Source organism: Streptomyces sp. NBC_01477, from assembly GCF_036227245.1.
In the GTDB taxonomy this organism is placed as follows: domain Bacteria; phylum Actinomycetota; class Actinomycetes; order Streptomycetales; family Streptomycetaceae; genus Actinacidiphila.
This window is the reverse complement of record NZ_CP109445.1, coordinates 5,378,526-5,392,896: the sequence shown is the minus strand read 5'-3', so window position 1 is coordinate 5,392,896 and position 14,371 is coordinate 5,378,526. Positions and strand designations below refer to the sequence as shown.

At 73.3% G+C, this 14,371-nt stretch carries 11 protein-coding genes; 3 read left to right on the top strand and 8 right to left on the bottom strand.

From position 1 onward, the window contains the following. Positions 1-134: 134 nt before the first annotated feature. The 4 genes from OHA86_RS22905 to OHA86_RS22890 all read right to left on the bottom strand — a co-directional run bounded on the left by OHA86_RS22905 (position 135) and on the right by OHA86_RS22890 (position 8,563). Positions 135-4,997, bottom strand: a complete 4,863-nt coding sequence (locus OHA86_RS22905) for a DNA repair ATPase (protein ID WP_329178063.1) — start codon at positions 4,995-4,997, stop codon at positions 135-137. 14 nt (positions 4,998-5,011) lie between these two features. Then, complete coding sequence (locus OHA86_RS22900; protein WP_329178060.1) at positions 5,012-7,057, bottom strand: SPFH domain-containing protein; 2,046 nt, start codon at positions 7,055-7,057, stop codon at positions 5,012-5,014. A gap of 9 nt (positions 7,058-7,066) precedes the next feature. Further along, complete coding sequence (locus tag OHA86_RS22895) at positions 7,067-7,795, bottom strand: hypothetical protein (protein WP_329178058.1); 729 nt, start codon at positions 7,793-7,795, stop codon at positions 7,067-7,069. Positions 7,796-8,011: 216 nt separating this feature from the next. Further along, the gene (locus OHA86_RS22890; RefSeq protein ID WP_329178057.1) at positions 8,012-8,563 is read right to left on the bottom strand and encodes a YceI family protein; all 552 of its coding nucleotides are present in this window, start codon (positions 8,561-8,563) and stop codon (positions 8,012-8,014) included. A 104-nt stretch (positions 8,564-8,667) separates the two neighbouring features. Between OHA86_RS22890 and OHA86_RS22885 the strand changes: the two genes are divergently transcribed. Further along, positions 8,668-9,174 carry a MarR family winged helix-turn-helix transcriptional regulator gene (locus OHA86_RS22885; RefSeq protein WP_329178055.1) on the top strand — a complete coding sequence of 169 codons (507 nt, stop codon included), beginning with the start codon at positions 8,668-8,670 and terminating at the stop codon, positions 9,172-9,174. 3 nt (positions 9,175-9,177) lie between these two features. Here the strand turns inward: OHA86_RS22885 and OHA86_RS22880 are convergent, their stop codons facing one another. The 4 genes from OHA86_RS22880 to OHA86_RS22865 all read right to left on the bottom strand — a co-directional run bounded on the left by OHA86_RS22880 (position 9,178) and on the right by OHA86_RS22865 (position 13,160). Further along, on the bottom strand, positions 9,178-10,317 hold the full coding sequence (locus OHA86_RS22880) for a PucR family transcriptional regulator (protein WP_329178053.1): 1,140 nt from the start codon (positions 10,315-10,317) through the stop codon (positions 9,178-9,180). 152 nt (positions 10,318-10,469) lie between these two features. Further along, complete coding sequence (gene tatA, locus OHA86_RS22875) at positions 10,470-10,751, bottom strand: Sec-independent protein translocase subunit TatA (RefSeq protein WP_329178051.1); 282 nt, start codon at positions 10,749-10,751, stop codon at positions 10,470-10,472. A 164-nt stretch (positions 10,752-10,915) separates the two neighbouring features. Beyond that, complete coding sequence (locus OHA86_RS22870; protein ID WP_443071832.1) at positions 10,916-12,655, bottom strand: MFS transporter; 1,740 nt, start codon at positions 12,653-12,655, stop codon at positions 10,916-10,918. Beyond that, a complete protein-coding gene (locus OHA86_RS22865; RefSeq protein ID WP_329178050.1) occupies positions 12,648-13,160 on the bottom strand; it encodes a MarR family winged helix-turn-helix transcriptional regulator in 513 nt (170 codons plus the stop codon). The genes OHA86_RS22870 and OHA86_RS22865 overlap by 8 nt, the downstream gene beginning before the upstream one ends. A gap of 48 nt (positions 13,161-13,208) precedes the next feature. Between OHA86_RS22865 and OHA86_RS22860 the strand changes: the two genes are divergently transcribed. Continuing rightward, on the top strand, positions 13,209-13,973 hold the full coding sequence (locus OHA86_RS22860; protein WP_329178048.1) for a dienelactone hydrolase family protein: 765 nt from the start codon (positions 13,209-13,211) through the stop codon (positions 13,971-13,973). A gap of 3 nt (positions 13,974-13,976) precedes the next feature. Continuing rightward, positions 13,977-14,243: a DUF6295 family protein gene (locus tag OHA86_RS22855; protein WP_329178046.1), complete on the top strand. Its 267-nt coding sequence runs from the start codon at positions 13,977-13,979 to the stop codon at positions 14,241-14,243. Positions 14,244-14,371 lie beyond the last annotated feature (128 nt).

Genomic DNA, 14,371 nt, shown 5'->3' with positions numbered 1-14,371 from the left:
CCCCGTAGGGGCGCGGGGAACTGCGCGGCCGGCCACAGTGCGGCGGCAGTGTGAACGCCACAGGAAGTGGCACCCCCCGGGGGCACGGCGGGCTGCGGGCCAGCGCAAGGGGCCCCCGGGGACACGGCGGGCGGCTAGGGCAAGGCGGACCGCAGGGCCGACAGGTGGTGGAGGGCGGCGCCCGCGCCGCCGGCCAGGGTGTGCGACTCGGCACGATAGTGATCGGAGATCATCGCGTCGACGTCCGCCGGCGTCAGGGACGGGTGGAGGCGGCCCGTGAGGCGGGCCATGTCACGGTAGGAGCCCTGCAGAAGGAACGGCGGCTCGCCGCCCCCCTCCCCCACCGCGGAAGCGATATACGCCGCGTTGACGGCGAGCAGCACGCCCCGCACGTGCAGCACATGCCGCAGCACGGCGACGATCGAGGCCAGCTCGTCCCCCTCGTACGGGTACGCGAGCGCGTCCGCGCGCGCCGTCGGATCCCCCGCCGCGAGCCGCAGCATCAGCTCCAGGTCGGAGCGTTCGCGGCCGGCGAGCGGCGCGAGGACGGGATTGGCGGTGAGCGCGTTCTCGACGTAGCTGAGCGCGAAGACCTCCTCGCGCCCGGTCAGCACGTCCCCGAGGTTCCAGACGTCGGCCCGGTTGGCGAGCATGTCGGGCACCCGGAAGACCCGCCCGGACTCGGTGTAGGGGTTGCCGGACATACAGACGGCGAACCGCTTCCCGCGCAGGGAGTACGTGCCGCCCGCCCCCTCGATGCGGCGCTGCGCGTCGCACAACGGGATGAATTTCTGCAGGAGTTCGGGCGAGGTGTGCTGGATGTCGTCCAGGTGGAGCAGGACGTTGGAGCCGAGCGCCAGCGCGAAGTCCAGCTTCTCGACCTCGCGCCGGGCGGTCGCGTCGGGCGCCCGGTCCGGGTCGAGCGAGGTCGTGCCGGTGCCGAGCGCGGGACCCGAGACGCTGACGAGGGCGAGCCCGAGGCGGGCGGCGACGTATTCCACCAGCGTCGACTTGCCGTAGCCGGGCGGCGACAGCAGCATCAGCAGCCCGCCCGCGGTGCCGAACTGCTTGGCGAGGCTGTCGCCGACGAGCGGGAGGTAGACCTCGTCGAGCAGCCGGTTGCGTACGAAGCCGGTGAGCGGGCGCGGCCGGTACGCGTCGAGCCCGAGCCGGTCCCGCTCGGCGGTGACGACGGCGGTCCGGTGCCGCTGGTACGCCCGGTACGCGGGCACCTCGTGGTCCCGGAACCGGCGTACCCGGGTGAGGAGTTCGTCCAGCCGGACGGTCAACCTGCCCTGGACGACCCGGGGGTGCGAGCCGAGCAGGCCGTCCACGGTGGCCTCGGCCGGACCGCCGGCCTCGTACCGTACGGAGTCCGCGCCGCAGACCAGCTCGGCGGCCGTCTCCAGGTGGTCGCCGTGCGGCCCCGCGAAGGGGCCGAGCCAGCCGAGGGCGAGCTGCCAGCGGGCGGCCAGGTCGCCGCCGAGAGCGTCGAGATCGCCGACGACCTCCTTGTACGGCACCCCCTCGGTGCCGCCGAGCGCCGCGGCGAACCGCTGCGCGACGTCCTCCGCCGCCGGTCCCGCCACGAAGCCGGGCCGCTCGGCGGCGAGTTCGGCCACCAGGTACTCGCCGACGAGTCCGCCGTCCGCCTCGATGCCGCCGAGCCCGGCGGCATCGAGGAAGTCCCGCGCGGCACCCCCGAGTTCCGCCGCGAGCGCGGCCAGGGCGGCGGTGCCGCCGGAGAACGCCGCGAGGCCCGGCGCTCCCGCGCCGAGGGCATCCGCGGACCCGGGCACGGCGGCGGTCGGACCGCCCGGCAGCGCGCCGACCGCGAAGGCCGCCGCCCGGGTCAGCGAACGCGCCCGGGTCGTCCAGGCCGCGCGGGCTGCCGCGGGGAGGCCGTGCGCCCAGAAGAGCCGCGCCGCCACCCGCGCCCCCGGCGGATACCGCAGCAGCCCCGCTCCGGGCGCGATCGCGGCGAGCGCGCTGAGCAGCAGCGCGGCGTCGTGATCGTGCACCCCCCGCTGATAGCCCTCGTCCACCCGCCCTTCCGCGGCCTCCCGCACGAACGCGGCAACCTCGGCCGAAACCCCGGCCCCCAGCAGCGCCGGAGCGCCCGCGGAAGTCCCGCCCGGCACCGAGCGGCCCGCCCGGACCCCGGTGTTCCCGGAACCGGGCGCGCTCACCGCGCCCGGCGGAAGGCCGGCCCCCGGCAGCGCTGAGCCGCCATCCCCGGCACCCGGGGCGAGCCCGCCGCCCGGGAGCGCGTCAAGCAGCAGGCTCGCCGCCAGGTATTCGGCGCGGTAGAGGGTGGGGGTCTCGGAGGGGAGGGGGCGGGTCCAGAAGGGGCGGGTGGCGGCGAAGGCCGGGTCGGTCACCGGGGCGAGGTAGTCCGTACCGGTGACCGTGAAGGCGAGAGCGTCACCGTGGGGGACCAGGGCCAGGTCCAGGGGCTGGGTGTTGACGGCGAAATGGTGCCGCCCGAGGCGGATCGTGGCGCCGCCGTCCTCGTAGAGGTCCTGGCGGTCGCGCAGGGTGCGGGCGGTGTCCTGGCGGGCGGCGGCCAGCGACGCGGTCAGCTCGGCGGCCCGGGCGGGGTCGCCGAGGCTGTGCAACTCGGCCGCGATACGCCGGTGTTCCGCCGCCATCGGGTCGGCGGCGAAGAAGGTGTTGACGTCGTCGGGGGAGGACAGCGCGGCGGCCCGGCGGCGGACGCCGTCGAGGATGCGGTCGGCGGAGGCGGCCAACCGGCCCGCGCGCTGGGCGCGTTCGTCGGCGAGTGCCTGCTTGCGGGCGGTCAGCGTCTGCTGGATCTCGTCGCGGCGGTCGGCCAGCGCGGCGAGTCGTTCGCCGTCGGCGGCGAAGCGGGTGGTCAGGTTCTCCACCTGGACCAGCAGCCGGCCCAGGTGCAGGTCGCACGCCTCCGGGGTGTCGGCGGCGGCCAGCGCCCCGCTGACGCTCTGCGCCAACAGCGCGCTCTCCGCGGCGAATTCGGCGGCGGACTCGGCGCCGAGCAGGTCGCGGCGGCGGGCGTCGAGCACGGCGCGGGCCTGGTTGACCGCGCCGAGCACGTCGGCGGCCGAGGCCAGGATGCCGGTGCGTACGGTCGCGTCGGTGATCTCCAGGGTCGCGGCCGTCTCGGTGACGGTGCTCAGGCCCGCGGCCAGTTCGTCCAGGTCGGCGGCGACCGCGTCGCCGCCCGCCGCGGTCTCCAGTTCGGCGGCCGCTGCGGACAGTTCGGCGGCGCGCTCGCGGAAGCCGTCGAAGGCGTGCTCGTCGGCGAAGCACGCGGCGGCCCGGGCGGCGGCGTCCGCCAACTCCCCCGCCAGCGACGTCCCGAGGGTGTCGAGCCGGCCGAGGTCGGCGTACCGCACCTCGCGCAGGGTGGCCAGCCGGCCCTGTGCCCGGCGCAGTTCGGTGAGCCGGGTGACCCACTCCTGCGCGCCGGCCGCCGCCTCGCCGCGTACCCGGCGTACGAGTCCCGCGATACGGGCCGCTGTCTCGTCCACGGCCTGCGCGGCGCGGGCGGTGGCCTCGCGCACCCGGGCGTATTCGGTGAGCACGTCGCGGGCGGTGTCGCGGACCAGCGTCAGCGGTTCGGCCAGGCCGCCGGTCCCGGTGAGCCAGTGGTGGCGGTCGAGCACCCGGTCGCAGGACGCGGCGAGCGCCTGGTAGACGGCCGCGCCGGGCGCGGTCTCCAGGGCGGCGCGGGCCACCGACAGCGCGTCGGAGACGGCCCGTACGAGGTCGGCGTTGCCGATCCTGGCCAGCGGCCCGTCGCCGGCGGGCTGGGCGGCGGCCCAGGTGTCGGAGACGAAGGGGGTGTCCCAGCGCTGCACGGTGTGCACCCGCGCGGGCTCGTCGCCGTCGGCCGGGCGCAGCGTGAGCAGCGTGCCGTCGTCGTAGAGGGCGCAGCCCTGCACGGTCAGCGGGGCGGCGACCTCCTTGCGGATCAGGTTGTACGGCAGCAGCAGCCTGCGGCCCTCGGCGTGGAAGACGTAGAGCACGTCCTCGCCGTTCGCGGACCTGACCAGCCGCTCGAAGTCCAGCCGCACACCGCCGGTTTCGAGGTCGAAGGTGCGGGTGCCGCCGGTGGCGAGCGCGTAGCCGCCGGGGAAGATCACGCCCTGCTCGTCGGGCAGCCGCAGGCACGCCTGGCCGATCGCGTCGAGCCGTTCGACCTGCTCGGTACGGGTGTTGACGGCGTAGTAGCGGTCGGTGTCCTCGTGGTAGGGGCGGATACGGAGCAGCAGCAGCGGGTCCACGGTGGCGTGGTCGACCTCGGCGTCGGCGAGCGACTGCAACGCGTCCTCGACCGGCTCCTCGTGGACGGTGCCGCCGACGGTGATGGTCAGGGTGCCGCCGGTGGGGTCGACGGTGACGCCGCCGAGTGCCAGGTGCGGGCGGCGCCCGGGGACGTGGGCCTCGCGCCCGGCCGGCGTCCAGGCCACGGCGTAGGTCCCGCCGTCGGCCTCCGCGGTGTCCCGGGCGGTGCCCTGGTAGGCGTAACTCCCGTCCGGGCCCGTGCGCCAGCCCAGCGCCTTGACGTCGGCGGGCGAGGGGCCGGTGCGGAAGACCGCGAGCAGCCGGCCGTCGAGCGCCCGCAGCCGCAGCAGCCGGGTCTGCCGGTAGTAGCGGTACAGCTCCCGGAAGTCCCGCACGAACCGCGGGTCGTCCAGCAGCCCCGGCACGGGCTCGTCGCCGTCCCGCAGCCGGAGGACGTCCCCGACGTCGGCGACCTGCGCCGGGTTCGCCGCGAAGAGCAGCCGCCCGGCCGCCGGTGCGACGTCCGCGGGCAGCGACGGCTGCACGGTGCCGAGCTTGTCGGTCCCGGCGAGCCGCAGTTCGCCGCCGCCGAAGACCTCCTGCCGGGCCGTGTTCAGCGCCTCGGCGCGGTCCGCCAGCTCCCGGGCCGCGCCGGCGAGCCGGTCCCGCAGCAGGTCGTAGGCGTCGGCGTCGAGCCGGTCCCCGCCCTGCCCTTGCGCGTCGTTCATCGCCCGCCGCCCGCTCACTTCGTCGCGACGCCGTTGACCGGCGCCGGTGCGGCGGCCAACGGGGCTTGCTGCTGCAGTTGGCCGAGCAGCGCGGCCAGTACGGTGGCCGCGTTGCCGTTGCCGGTGGCGCCGCCGTTCCCGGCGGCCAGGGCGCCGAGCACCTTCGTGGCGTCCTCGGTGAAGCGGCCGGAGCCGTCCAGCCAGTCGGCGCCGAGTGCCTGGACCGTCTCGGAGCTGCCGACGAAGGAGTCCACGCTGCGGCCCGCCGCGACCGCGCCGAGCAGCCGGTCGAAGAAGACGGTGTCGCCGCCGACGATCTGGATGTCGGCCTTCTCCAGTCCGGTGGCCAGGACGGTGGCCTGCGCCTCGGCGATCTGCCGCTGCGTCTCGAGTCCGGCCAGCCGGATGTCCTTCTCCGCCGCCAGCCGCAGCCGGTACTCCTCGTGGCCGCGCGAGGCGTCGTCGAGCGCCGCCATCGCGGCGGCCTTCTCGGTGAGGCCCGCGGCCTCCGCCTTGAGCCGGCCGCCGATCAGCGCGGACTCGGCGGCGGCCTGCGCGGTGGTGCCCTCGGCCTGCGCGAGCGCCTTGGCCCTGACGCCCTCCGCCTCGGCCTTGAGCCGGGCGGCCGTCGCCTCGGCCTCCGCCAGGCCGACCTTGCTGATCGCCTCGGCGCTGCGCTGGTGCACCTCGACCTCGGCGAGCCCGGCCGCGGCGGCCTCGGCGCGCAGGCCCTCGGCGAGCCTGATCTTCGCCTCGGCGTCCATCTCGGAGGTGCGCTTGCGGGCCTCGGCCAGGGTCAGCGACTCGCGCGCCTTGTGCTGGGCGGCCTGCTCGGCGGCCTCGGCCGCCTTGATGTCCTTGACCAGCTGCTCCTGCGCCTGCGCCTCGGCGGTGATGACCAGCGCCTGCCGCTCGCGCTCGGCCTCCTGCACCATCCGCAGCGCCTTGATGGACTCCTCCTGCTCGGCGACCGTGCGGTCCACCGCGATGCGCTCGCGGACGACGTCGGCGACCTCCCGGCGCTCGCCCTCGACCTCCTTCTCCTTGGAGATCCTGGCCAGCTCCGTCTCCCGCTCCCGCGCGATGACTTCGAGCACCCGGTCCTTCTCGATGCGCTCGTTCTCCACCGCGATGACCCGCTCGCGGTTCTTCTGCGCCACCGCGATCTCCCGGGCCTGGTTCTCGCGCTGCACGCCGAGTTGCTCCTCGGTGCGCAGGAACGCGCCCTGGGCGCCGAGCCGTTCCTCCTCCTGGACCCGGGCGGTCACCGCCTCCTCCTTGGCCCGCAGCGTCTCGACCTCGCGGCGCTGCTTGATCTCGGCCTCGGCCTGGCGGCGTTCGAGCTCCAGGATGGTCTCCCGGGCGTCGACGTTCTGCCGGGTGATCTCCTTCTGCTCGGTGCGCTGGAACTCGTTGGTGCGGACGTGCTCGATCGCGGTCAGCTCGGTGATCTTCCTGATGCCCTGCGCGTCGAGGATGTTGGCCGGGTCCAGCTGGGTGAGCGGGGTCTGCTCCAGGAAGTCGATCGCACAGTCCTCCAGGTGGTACCCGTTGAGGTCGGTGCCGATGACCTGGATGATCTGGTCGCGGAAGTGCTCGCGGTGGGTGTAGAGGTCGACGAAGTCCAGCTGCTTGCCCACGGTTTTGAGCGCCTCGGAGAATTTCGCGCTGAACAGCGCCTGAAGCGTCGCCTGGTGGCTGGCCCGCTCGGTGCCGATCGCCTGCGCGACCTTGATCACGTCCTCCTTGGTCTTGTTGACCCGGACGAAGAAGGTGAGGTGGATGTCGGCGCGGATGTTGTCCTGGCAGATCAGGCCCTCGCGGCCGGTCCGCTGGATCTCGATGGTCTTCACCGAGATGTCCATCTGCTCGGCGTTGTGCAGCACCGGCAGGACGACGGACCCGGTGAAGGTGACGTCCACCTGCCGGGTGCGGGAGATGATCAGCGCCTGGCCCTGCTCGACCTTGCGGAAGAGCCGGCTGACGGTGAAGAGCACTCCGAGTGCGATGAGCGCGAGAACGGCGACGAGCACACCGATCCCGATGGCAGTGGCATCCATGGCGGATCCTCAGGTGGTGAAGGTGTCGAAAGCGGTGACGGTGTCGAAGGGCGCGACCCAGAAGAATTCGCCGTCCGGGTCGTAGGCGTAGAGCAGCGCGGTGCTGCCGGAGCGGAAGGCGTCCTCGCCGGTCTGCCGCACCTGCACCACGGCGGTGGAGCCGTCGGGCGCGGTGACCTCGGCCTGGCCGAAGCCCGCGGTGACGGTGCCGGTGCGGATCACGCACACCTGCCCGACGAAGTCCTCCCGGGAGGGCGGCCTGACGTCGGGGAAGAGGCGGCGCAGCGGGCGTACCAGCAGCCAGGTCGCGAACCAGGCGCCGACCAGTGCGGCGGCGGTCACGACGGCGTAGAGCAGCGCGCGGACCGGGCCGCCGGGCGCGTTCGCGCCGTGCAGGGCCGCGGATCCGGCGAGGGTCAGGAACCAGGAGAGCGCGACGAGCAGCGACAGGACGACGGTGACGGGCACTCCGCCGAGGCCTGCGGCGGCCAGCGCTCCCGCTCCGCCCGCGTGGCTGCCGGCGGTGTCGGCGGACAGCTGGTCATGGCGCCCCCCGAGCGCGCCATGACCGCTGTCTCCCCCCGTCCCCCCGTGTCCCCCGGTGGCGCCGTGGTGCCAGGGACCGTGCGCGTCGGCACCGCCGACCAGCACGATCGCCCAGAAGGCGACCACGGCCACCAGTCCCCCGGTGAACAGGACGGTCGGAAAGCCGAGAACGACGTCGGTGAACTGCCCCATTCCCCGTTCGCCTCCCCCTGCCGGCTCTTCGACCGCCGCAGTGATCGTGGCAGTACGGGGCCGGGCCGGGCATTGCCGCTTCCCGGCAGACTTCACCCGCCCATCACGTCCGGGTCGTACGGGAACCGGAAAGCCACCGGCCGCCGTCCGCGTGTCGACGCGGATGGGCGGCCGGTGGCTGCGGGGCTGTCACGGCCCCGGGTGCGCTGCCGGGGGTCAGGCCTGGGCCAGGCCCGCCTCGATCTCCAGCGCGATCTTGATCTTGTCGCTGACCGCGGCACCGGCGGCGCCGCCGGTGACACCGAAGTCGCCCCTGCTGATCTCGGTGGCGGCCGAGAAGCCGGCCACGGCGTTGCCGTCGAAGCCCTTGCCGAAGCCGTTCAGCTCCAGCTTGAGGGTGACGGTCTTGGTGACGCCGTGCAGCGTCAGCTCACCGTCGATCTCGAACAGCTCGGCGGACTGCGAGCGCACCGCGGTCGAGCTGAAGGTCAGCTCGGGGAAGTTCTCGACGTCCAGAAAGTCCGCGCTGCGGACGTGGCCGTCCCGGGTCTCGTTGTTGGTGCTCACCGAGGCGGTCTTGATCACCGCGTTGACCGAGGACTCCAGCGGGTCCTCGCCCGTGACGATGCTGCCCTCGAAGGTCGCGAAGCTGCCGCGGACCTTCGAGACGCCGAGGTGACGGACGTAGAAGGACACGTCGGAGTGCACGGTGTCGATCGTCCACGTACCGGCGACATAGCCGTCGATCACTGGGGTCTGCGAGCTCATGGCGGATACTCCTTGGACTGAACCATCAAGGTGTGGTGGTGATTGAAACCTCAGTCACCATATCCCGCTGGTGTTGAGAGTTCAACCACCACTATGCTGAACATATGGACGATGTGCGCTGGCTCAGCGCGGACGAGCAGGAGATCTGGCGGGCGTACTTGTCCGCCAGTGTCGCCTTCTCCGCGCACATAGACCGGCAGATGCGGCAGGACTCGGGCATGCCCATGGCGTACTACGAGATCCTGGTCCGCCTCTCGGAGGCGCCGCACCGGCGTCTGCGTATGAGTGAACTCGCCGACGCCTCGCTCTCTTCCCGCAGCCGGCTCTCCCACGCGGTCGCCGCGCTCGAACGCAACGGCTGGGCCGAGCGGCGGCCCGCCGACGGCGACCGGCGCGGCTGGGTCTGCGCGCTCACCGACGAGGGGTACGCGGCGCTCGCGGCGGCGGCTCCCGGGCACGTCACGACCGTGCGCGAGCATATCTTCGACGTCCTCACGCCCGAGCAGCTCGCGTCCCTGAAGGACATCGGGCTGGCGATCAGCGCGGGTCTGCGCACGGAGTGCGCCGCCGCGCGGGCGGAGGACGAGGCGGCCGCCCCCTGCGACTCCTAGGTTTCAGGCGGAGGGGGGCCAGTTCAGCAGGCGGGCGCCGAGCGCGGCGGTTTCGAGCGTGTAGCGCTGGAGCGGATCGTCCGGGTCGAAGCCGGTGAGCGCGGCTATCCGCTCCAGGCGGTACGACAGGGCGCGCACGCTGAGGTCCAGCCGCCGTGCGGCCTCCGCGTTGACATAGCCGGCGGCGGCGTACGCCGAGATCGTTTCGAGCAGCGGTCCGGCCCCGCCCCGCGCCGCCGCCAGCGGCCCCAGCACCGACTGGACCAGGTCCGACATCGCCGCCCGGTCCCGCATCAGCACCGGGAAGACCAGCAGGTCGGCCGCGCTGAGCACCCGCCCGGTCAGCGAGAGCCGCTCGGCGAGGTCGAGCGCGCTGAGCGCCTCCTCGTAGGAGCGCACGACGCCCACGGCGCCGCTGTGCGCCCGGCTGACCGCGACCCGGCTGTCGCCGGGCGCGGCGGCCAGCTTCACGAAGGCGTCGAGCACCTGCCGCTGGACGGTCGGCGCGACGCACACCAGCCGGCCGTCCTTCGGCGCGATCAGCGCGTCGTGGTCGCCGAAGCGGCCGGCGAGTTCGCGTTCGATCCGCCGCAGCAGCGGGTGCGCCTCGTCGTACGGGTGCCCCGGCGGCGGCGCGGCGACCGCGACGACGTGGCGGTCGGCGAGCCGCAGCCCGAAGCCCTCGGCCTGTTCCGCGATGCGGCCGGGGTCGCTGCGGCCGTAGAGCAGGTCGTCGACGAAGGCGCGGCGGGCCGCCTCGGCCCGGTGCAGCGCGTGCCGCTGGGCGCGGGCGTGGCCTTCGGCGAGCGCGCCGATCCCCGTTTCGAGCGCGGCCAGCACGGCGGCGCCGGCCTTGCGCAGCTCGGCGGTCTCGTGGGCGCCGGCGACGCCCGGCAGCGCGGGCCAGGCGCGGCGGGCGGCGGCGAGGTGGGCGGCGGTGAGTTCGCGCAGGCCGATACCGGCGTCGGCGGCCTGCTCCCCGAGCGCCCTGCGGCTCTCGCGTTCCGCGCGGGTCAGCGTCCGGCAGCTGCGGGACACCTCGGCGAGCGTCTCGGGGAATCCGGCCAGGAATTCCGCCGGCACCGCGCCCGTACCCGCCGCCGTCGTACTCGTCCCCGTGCCCGTACCGGCTCCGGCCGTCACCGCTGCCCCCCACCCTGCCCGTACCGGCTTCCGTAACCGGGACGCCGAGAACCTACCAAGACTGCCGGATCCCGGAAGAGGCGGCCTCCCCCGGACAGCACGAAGCCCCGGACGGCTTCCGTCCGGGGCTCGGCTCTCGCCGGTCGGGCGCGCTACTTGACCGTGCTGTGCTGCGCGGTCGGCGTGGCCTCGTTCGCGGTCACCACGTCACTGGGCGTGATGGCGTCGGGTGCAGGGGTCGGGGTGGACGCCGGAGCGGCGCTGGCGGTGGTGCCCGGATCGTCGCTCTTCATCGCCTTGGCTTCCGATTTCAGGATGCGCATCGACTTGCCCAGGCCGCGGGCGGCCTCGGGGAGCTTCTTGGAACCGAACAGCACGATGACGACGATCGCCACCACGATCAGGTGCCACGGCTCCAGCCCGTTTCGCAACATGGGATCCTCGCTTCACTCAGGGGAACTGCTTCGTACGTCGTACGCCTCGACTTCGCATTGTCACCCGAAAGCCGCCGCCGGCGGCACCCAGGTACTCAAAGCATGCGCAAAAAGCGCGTGAACGGGAAGACCCCCCAAGTCTGGCATCGCCTGGCGAAATGTGTTCAGCGGGTGCGCGCGGCGGCCTTTCCGTCGCCTGCGGGGCGGCCCGGCGTGCCGCGGAGGAAGGACGCGGTCGCCGCCAGCAGCCCCATCACGGTCGCCGCCGCGAAGACGATCAGCAGGCCGTGGTGGAAGGGAGCCGAAATCAAGTTCGGGAAGAACTCCTTGCCCGTCAGCACCGCCCGATTGTGCGCGGGCAGCGTGTCGAGCACCCCGCTCGGCCCGAGCAGCGTCTGCACCGGGTTGATGCCGAGGAAGGCCGAGAAGACCGTCGAGACCGGCGGCAGCGAGGCCGCGTGCTCGGCGGTGGCGGCCGGCACCCCCTGCGCCTGGAGGCCCGAGCTGAGCGCCGCGGGCAGCCGGTTGGCCAGCCCGATGATCAGCAGCGAGAAGAAGATGCCGATCGACAGCGACATCCCGCTGTTCTGGAAGGTGGACCGCATCCCGGAGGCGGCCCCCCGGTGCGTGACCGGGACGCTGCTCATGATCGCCGACGTGTTCGGCGCCGAGAACATCCCCGAGCCCATCCCGTTGCACATGATGAGCAGCGCGAACGCCCAGTAGGGGAAGGAGATCGGCAGCAGCAGCAGGCCGACGAAGCTGGCCGAGAACAGCAGCAGCCCGCCGGTGGTGAAGAAGCGCACCCCGTAGCGGTCGGACAGCCAGCCGCACAGCGGTCCCGCGACGAGGAAGCCGGCGGTCAGCGGCAGCAGGAAGATGCCGGCCCACAGCGGCGCGTCGGCGAAGTCGTAGCCGTGCAGCGGCAGCCAGATGCCCTGGAGCCAGATGATCAGCATGAACTGGAGCCCGCCGCGGGCGATGGAGGCCAGCAGCGAGGCGGCGTTCCCGGCGGCGAAGGCCCGGTTGCGGAAGAGCGCGAGGTGGAACATCGGCTGCTCCACCCGGGACTCGACGACGCAGAAGACGATCAGCAGCAGCGCGCCGCCGATCAGCCCGGTGAGCACCTTGGGGCTCTCCCAGCCCATCGTGTGGCCGCCGTAGGGCTGGATGCCGTAGGTGATGGATACCAGCAGCAGCCCGAGGCCGCCGGCGAAGGTCAGGTTGCCCCACCAGTCGATACGGGACTTCTGCCGGGCCGAGGTCTCCCGCAGCGAGCGGTACGCCCAAACGGTGCCGAGGATGCCGACCGGCAGGTTGACCCAGAAGACCGCCCGCCAGTCCCACGCGGACAGCAGCCCGCCCAGCACCAGGCCGATGAACTGCCCGGAGAGCGCCGAGATCTGGTTGATGCCGAGCGCCATGCCGCGCTGGTGCGCGGGGAAGGCGTCGGTGATGATCGCGGCGGAGTTCGCCATCAGCATGGAGCCGCCGAGCGCCTGCACCACCCGCCAGCCGATCAGCCACATCGCGCCGGAGCCGCCGAGGAAGGGGTCGAAGGACAGCGCGACCGAGGCGAGGGTGAAGACGACGAAGCCGAGGTTGTACATCTTCACCCGGCCCACGATGTCGCCGAGCCGTCCGAGCGTGACCACCAGCACCGCCGTGACCAGCAGATACCCCATGATCATCCACAGCAGGTAGCTGATGTTGCCGGCCGCGAACGGGTCCAGGTGGATACCGCGGAAGATCGCCGGCATCGAGATGATCACGATGGACGAGTCCACCGTGGCCATGAACATCCCGAGGCTGGTGTTGGACAGCGCCACCCATTTGTAGCGGTCCGGCCGCTCCGGCGCCGTCGCGCCGCCGGGGGCGAGCCTTATGTCCGCGGGTTCAGACACGTCGGGTGATCCTCTCCAGCAGCGGGAGAGCGGCCGCCAGGGTGGCCTGCTCCTCGGGTGTCAGTTCCTCGTCTATCGCCCGGGTCAGCCGCCGGCCCTTCTCCCGCCGGGCACCGCGCAGGCCCTCGTGCCCGGCCTCCGACAGCGAGACGACGATGCGCCGGCCGTCCGCCGGGTCCGGGTCGCGTACGACCAGGCCGCGCTCGTACAGCACGTTGACGATCGTGCACATCGACTGCGGGCGGATGCCCTCGCCCGCGGCCAGCTCGGAGGACGTCGCCGGGCCCTCCCGGTCGAGGCGGACCAGCGCCGAGGTCTGGGAGAGGGTCAGCTCGCCGTCCGGCCGGAACTGCCGCAGCCGCCGCACCAGCGGTCCCAGCGCCGCGCGCAGGTCGGCCGCGAGGCGGGCCGGGCCGGGGCCGGCGCCGTGATCCGCGTCGGGGTCGGGGTCGGCGGGTAGTGCGTCCGCCGGCGTGGGGTCCGTGTCCGTGCTCCTGGCCGCCATAATCCTCAGTATAAACTGATCAGTCCAGCCTTATGGTATAGCTGGCGCATGACTCAATACCCGGACACCTCACCCGGTTCCCTCTTCGCGACCACGATCACGGTCACCGGGCACGACGGCGACGAGATCGAGGCGTATCTCGCCCGTCCGGCGGGCGAGAGCGCCCGCGGCGGCGTCGTGGTCATCCACCACATGCCCGGCTACGACCGGGAGACCAAGGAGATGGTGCGGCGCTTCGCCGAACTCGGCTACGACGCGATCTGCCCGAACCTCTACCACCGCGAGGCGCCCGGCGCCGCGCCCGACGACGCCAGCGCGGTGTCCCGCGCGAACGGCGGCGTGCCGGACGAGCGGCTGGTCGGCGATGTGGCGGGCGCCGCCGCGTATCTGCGGGCGCTGCCCGCCGCCAACGGCAAGGTCGGCGTCATCGGGCACTGCTCCGGTGGCCGCCAGTCCGTACTGGCCGCCTGCCGGCTCGACCTCGACGCCGCCGTCGACTGCTACGGGGCCTTCGTCGTCGGCGAGGTGCCGCCCGGCCTGGGTATCCGGGTCACCAACCTGCTGCCCGACCTGCCGAACCTGGGCGCCCCGCTGCTCGGCCTCTTCGGCACCGAGGACCAGCACCCCAGCCCGGAACAGGTCGCCGAGCTGGGCCGGATCCTCACCGAGCAGGGCAAGGACTTCGAATTCCACAGCTACGAGGACGCCGGCCACGGCTTCTTCGCCGTCAACCGCCCCGGTTACCGCGTCGCCGCCGCGAACGACGGGTGGGAGCGGATCGCCGCGTTCTTCGCGAAGTATCTGGAGGGCTGAACCGTGTGCACGTACACGACGGTCAAGGACGCCGTCGACGGTAGCGCCAAGGGTCCTGGCGGCACGTGGTTCCACGTCTCCGACGTGACCGTCTACTTCGACCATCCCGTGCACGCGATGGCCGAGCACACGCTGAACATCGACTTCGCCGACCCCAGCAAGGGGCCTGCGGCCCGCGTCGCCCTCGAACTCACCGCGGAGTCCGCGCAGCGGCTCATCGCGGCGGTTCAGGCCGCGCTCGCGGCGGTGCCGGACGACATGCGGGTCTGACCGGAGTCCGCCCGGCGGGGGCGGGGCTCCGGCGGGGCCGGGCCCGTCCCGGGTTCGGGAGGGGCGGGGCCCCGGGCGGAATGCGGTGCGGGCGGCAGGATTGCCGTCCGCACCGTGGTGCATCCGCA

Coding starts and splice junctions, on each gene's coding strand:
- OHA86_RS22905 (WP_329178063.1), bottom strand. CDS start 4,997: ATGAACGACGCGCAAGGGCAGGGCGGGGACCGGCTCGACGCCGACGCC.
- OHA86_RS22900 (WP_329178060.1), bottom strand. CDS start 7,057: ATGGATGCCACTGCCATCGGGATCGGTGTGCTCGTCGCCGTTCTCGCG.
- OHA86_RS22895 (WP_329178058.1), bottom strand. CDS start 7,795: ATGGGGCAGTTCACCGACGTCGTTCTCGGCTTTCCGACCGTCCTGTTC.
- OHA86_RS22890 (WP_329178057.1), bottom strand. CDS start 8,563: ATGAGCTCGCAGACCCCAGTGATCGACGGCTATGTCGCCGGTACGTGG.
- OHA86_RS22885 (WP_329178055.1), top strand. CDS start 8,668: ATGGACGATGTGCGCTGGCTCAGCGCGGACGAGCAGGAGATCTGGCGG.
- tatA (WP_329178051.1), bottom strand. CDS start 10,751: ATGTTGCGAAACGGGCTGGAGCCGTGGCACCTGATCGTGGTGGCGATC.
- OHA86_RS22865 (WP_329178050.1), bottom strand. CDS start 13,160: ATGGCGGCCAGGAGCACGGACACGGACCCCACGCCGGCGGACGCACTA.
- OHA86_RS22860 (WP_329178048.1), top strand. CDS start 13,209: ATGACTCAATACCCGGACACCTCACCCGGTTCCCTCTTCGCGACCACG.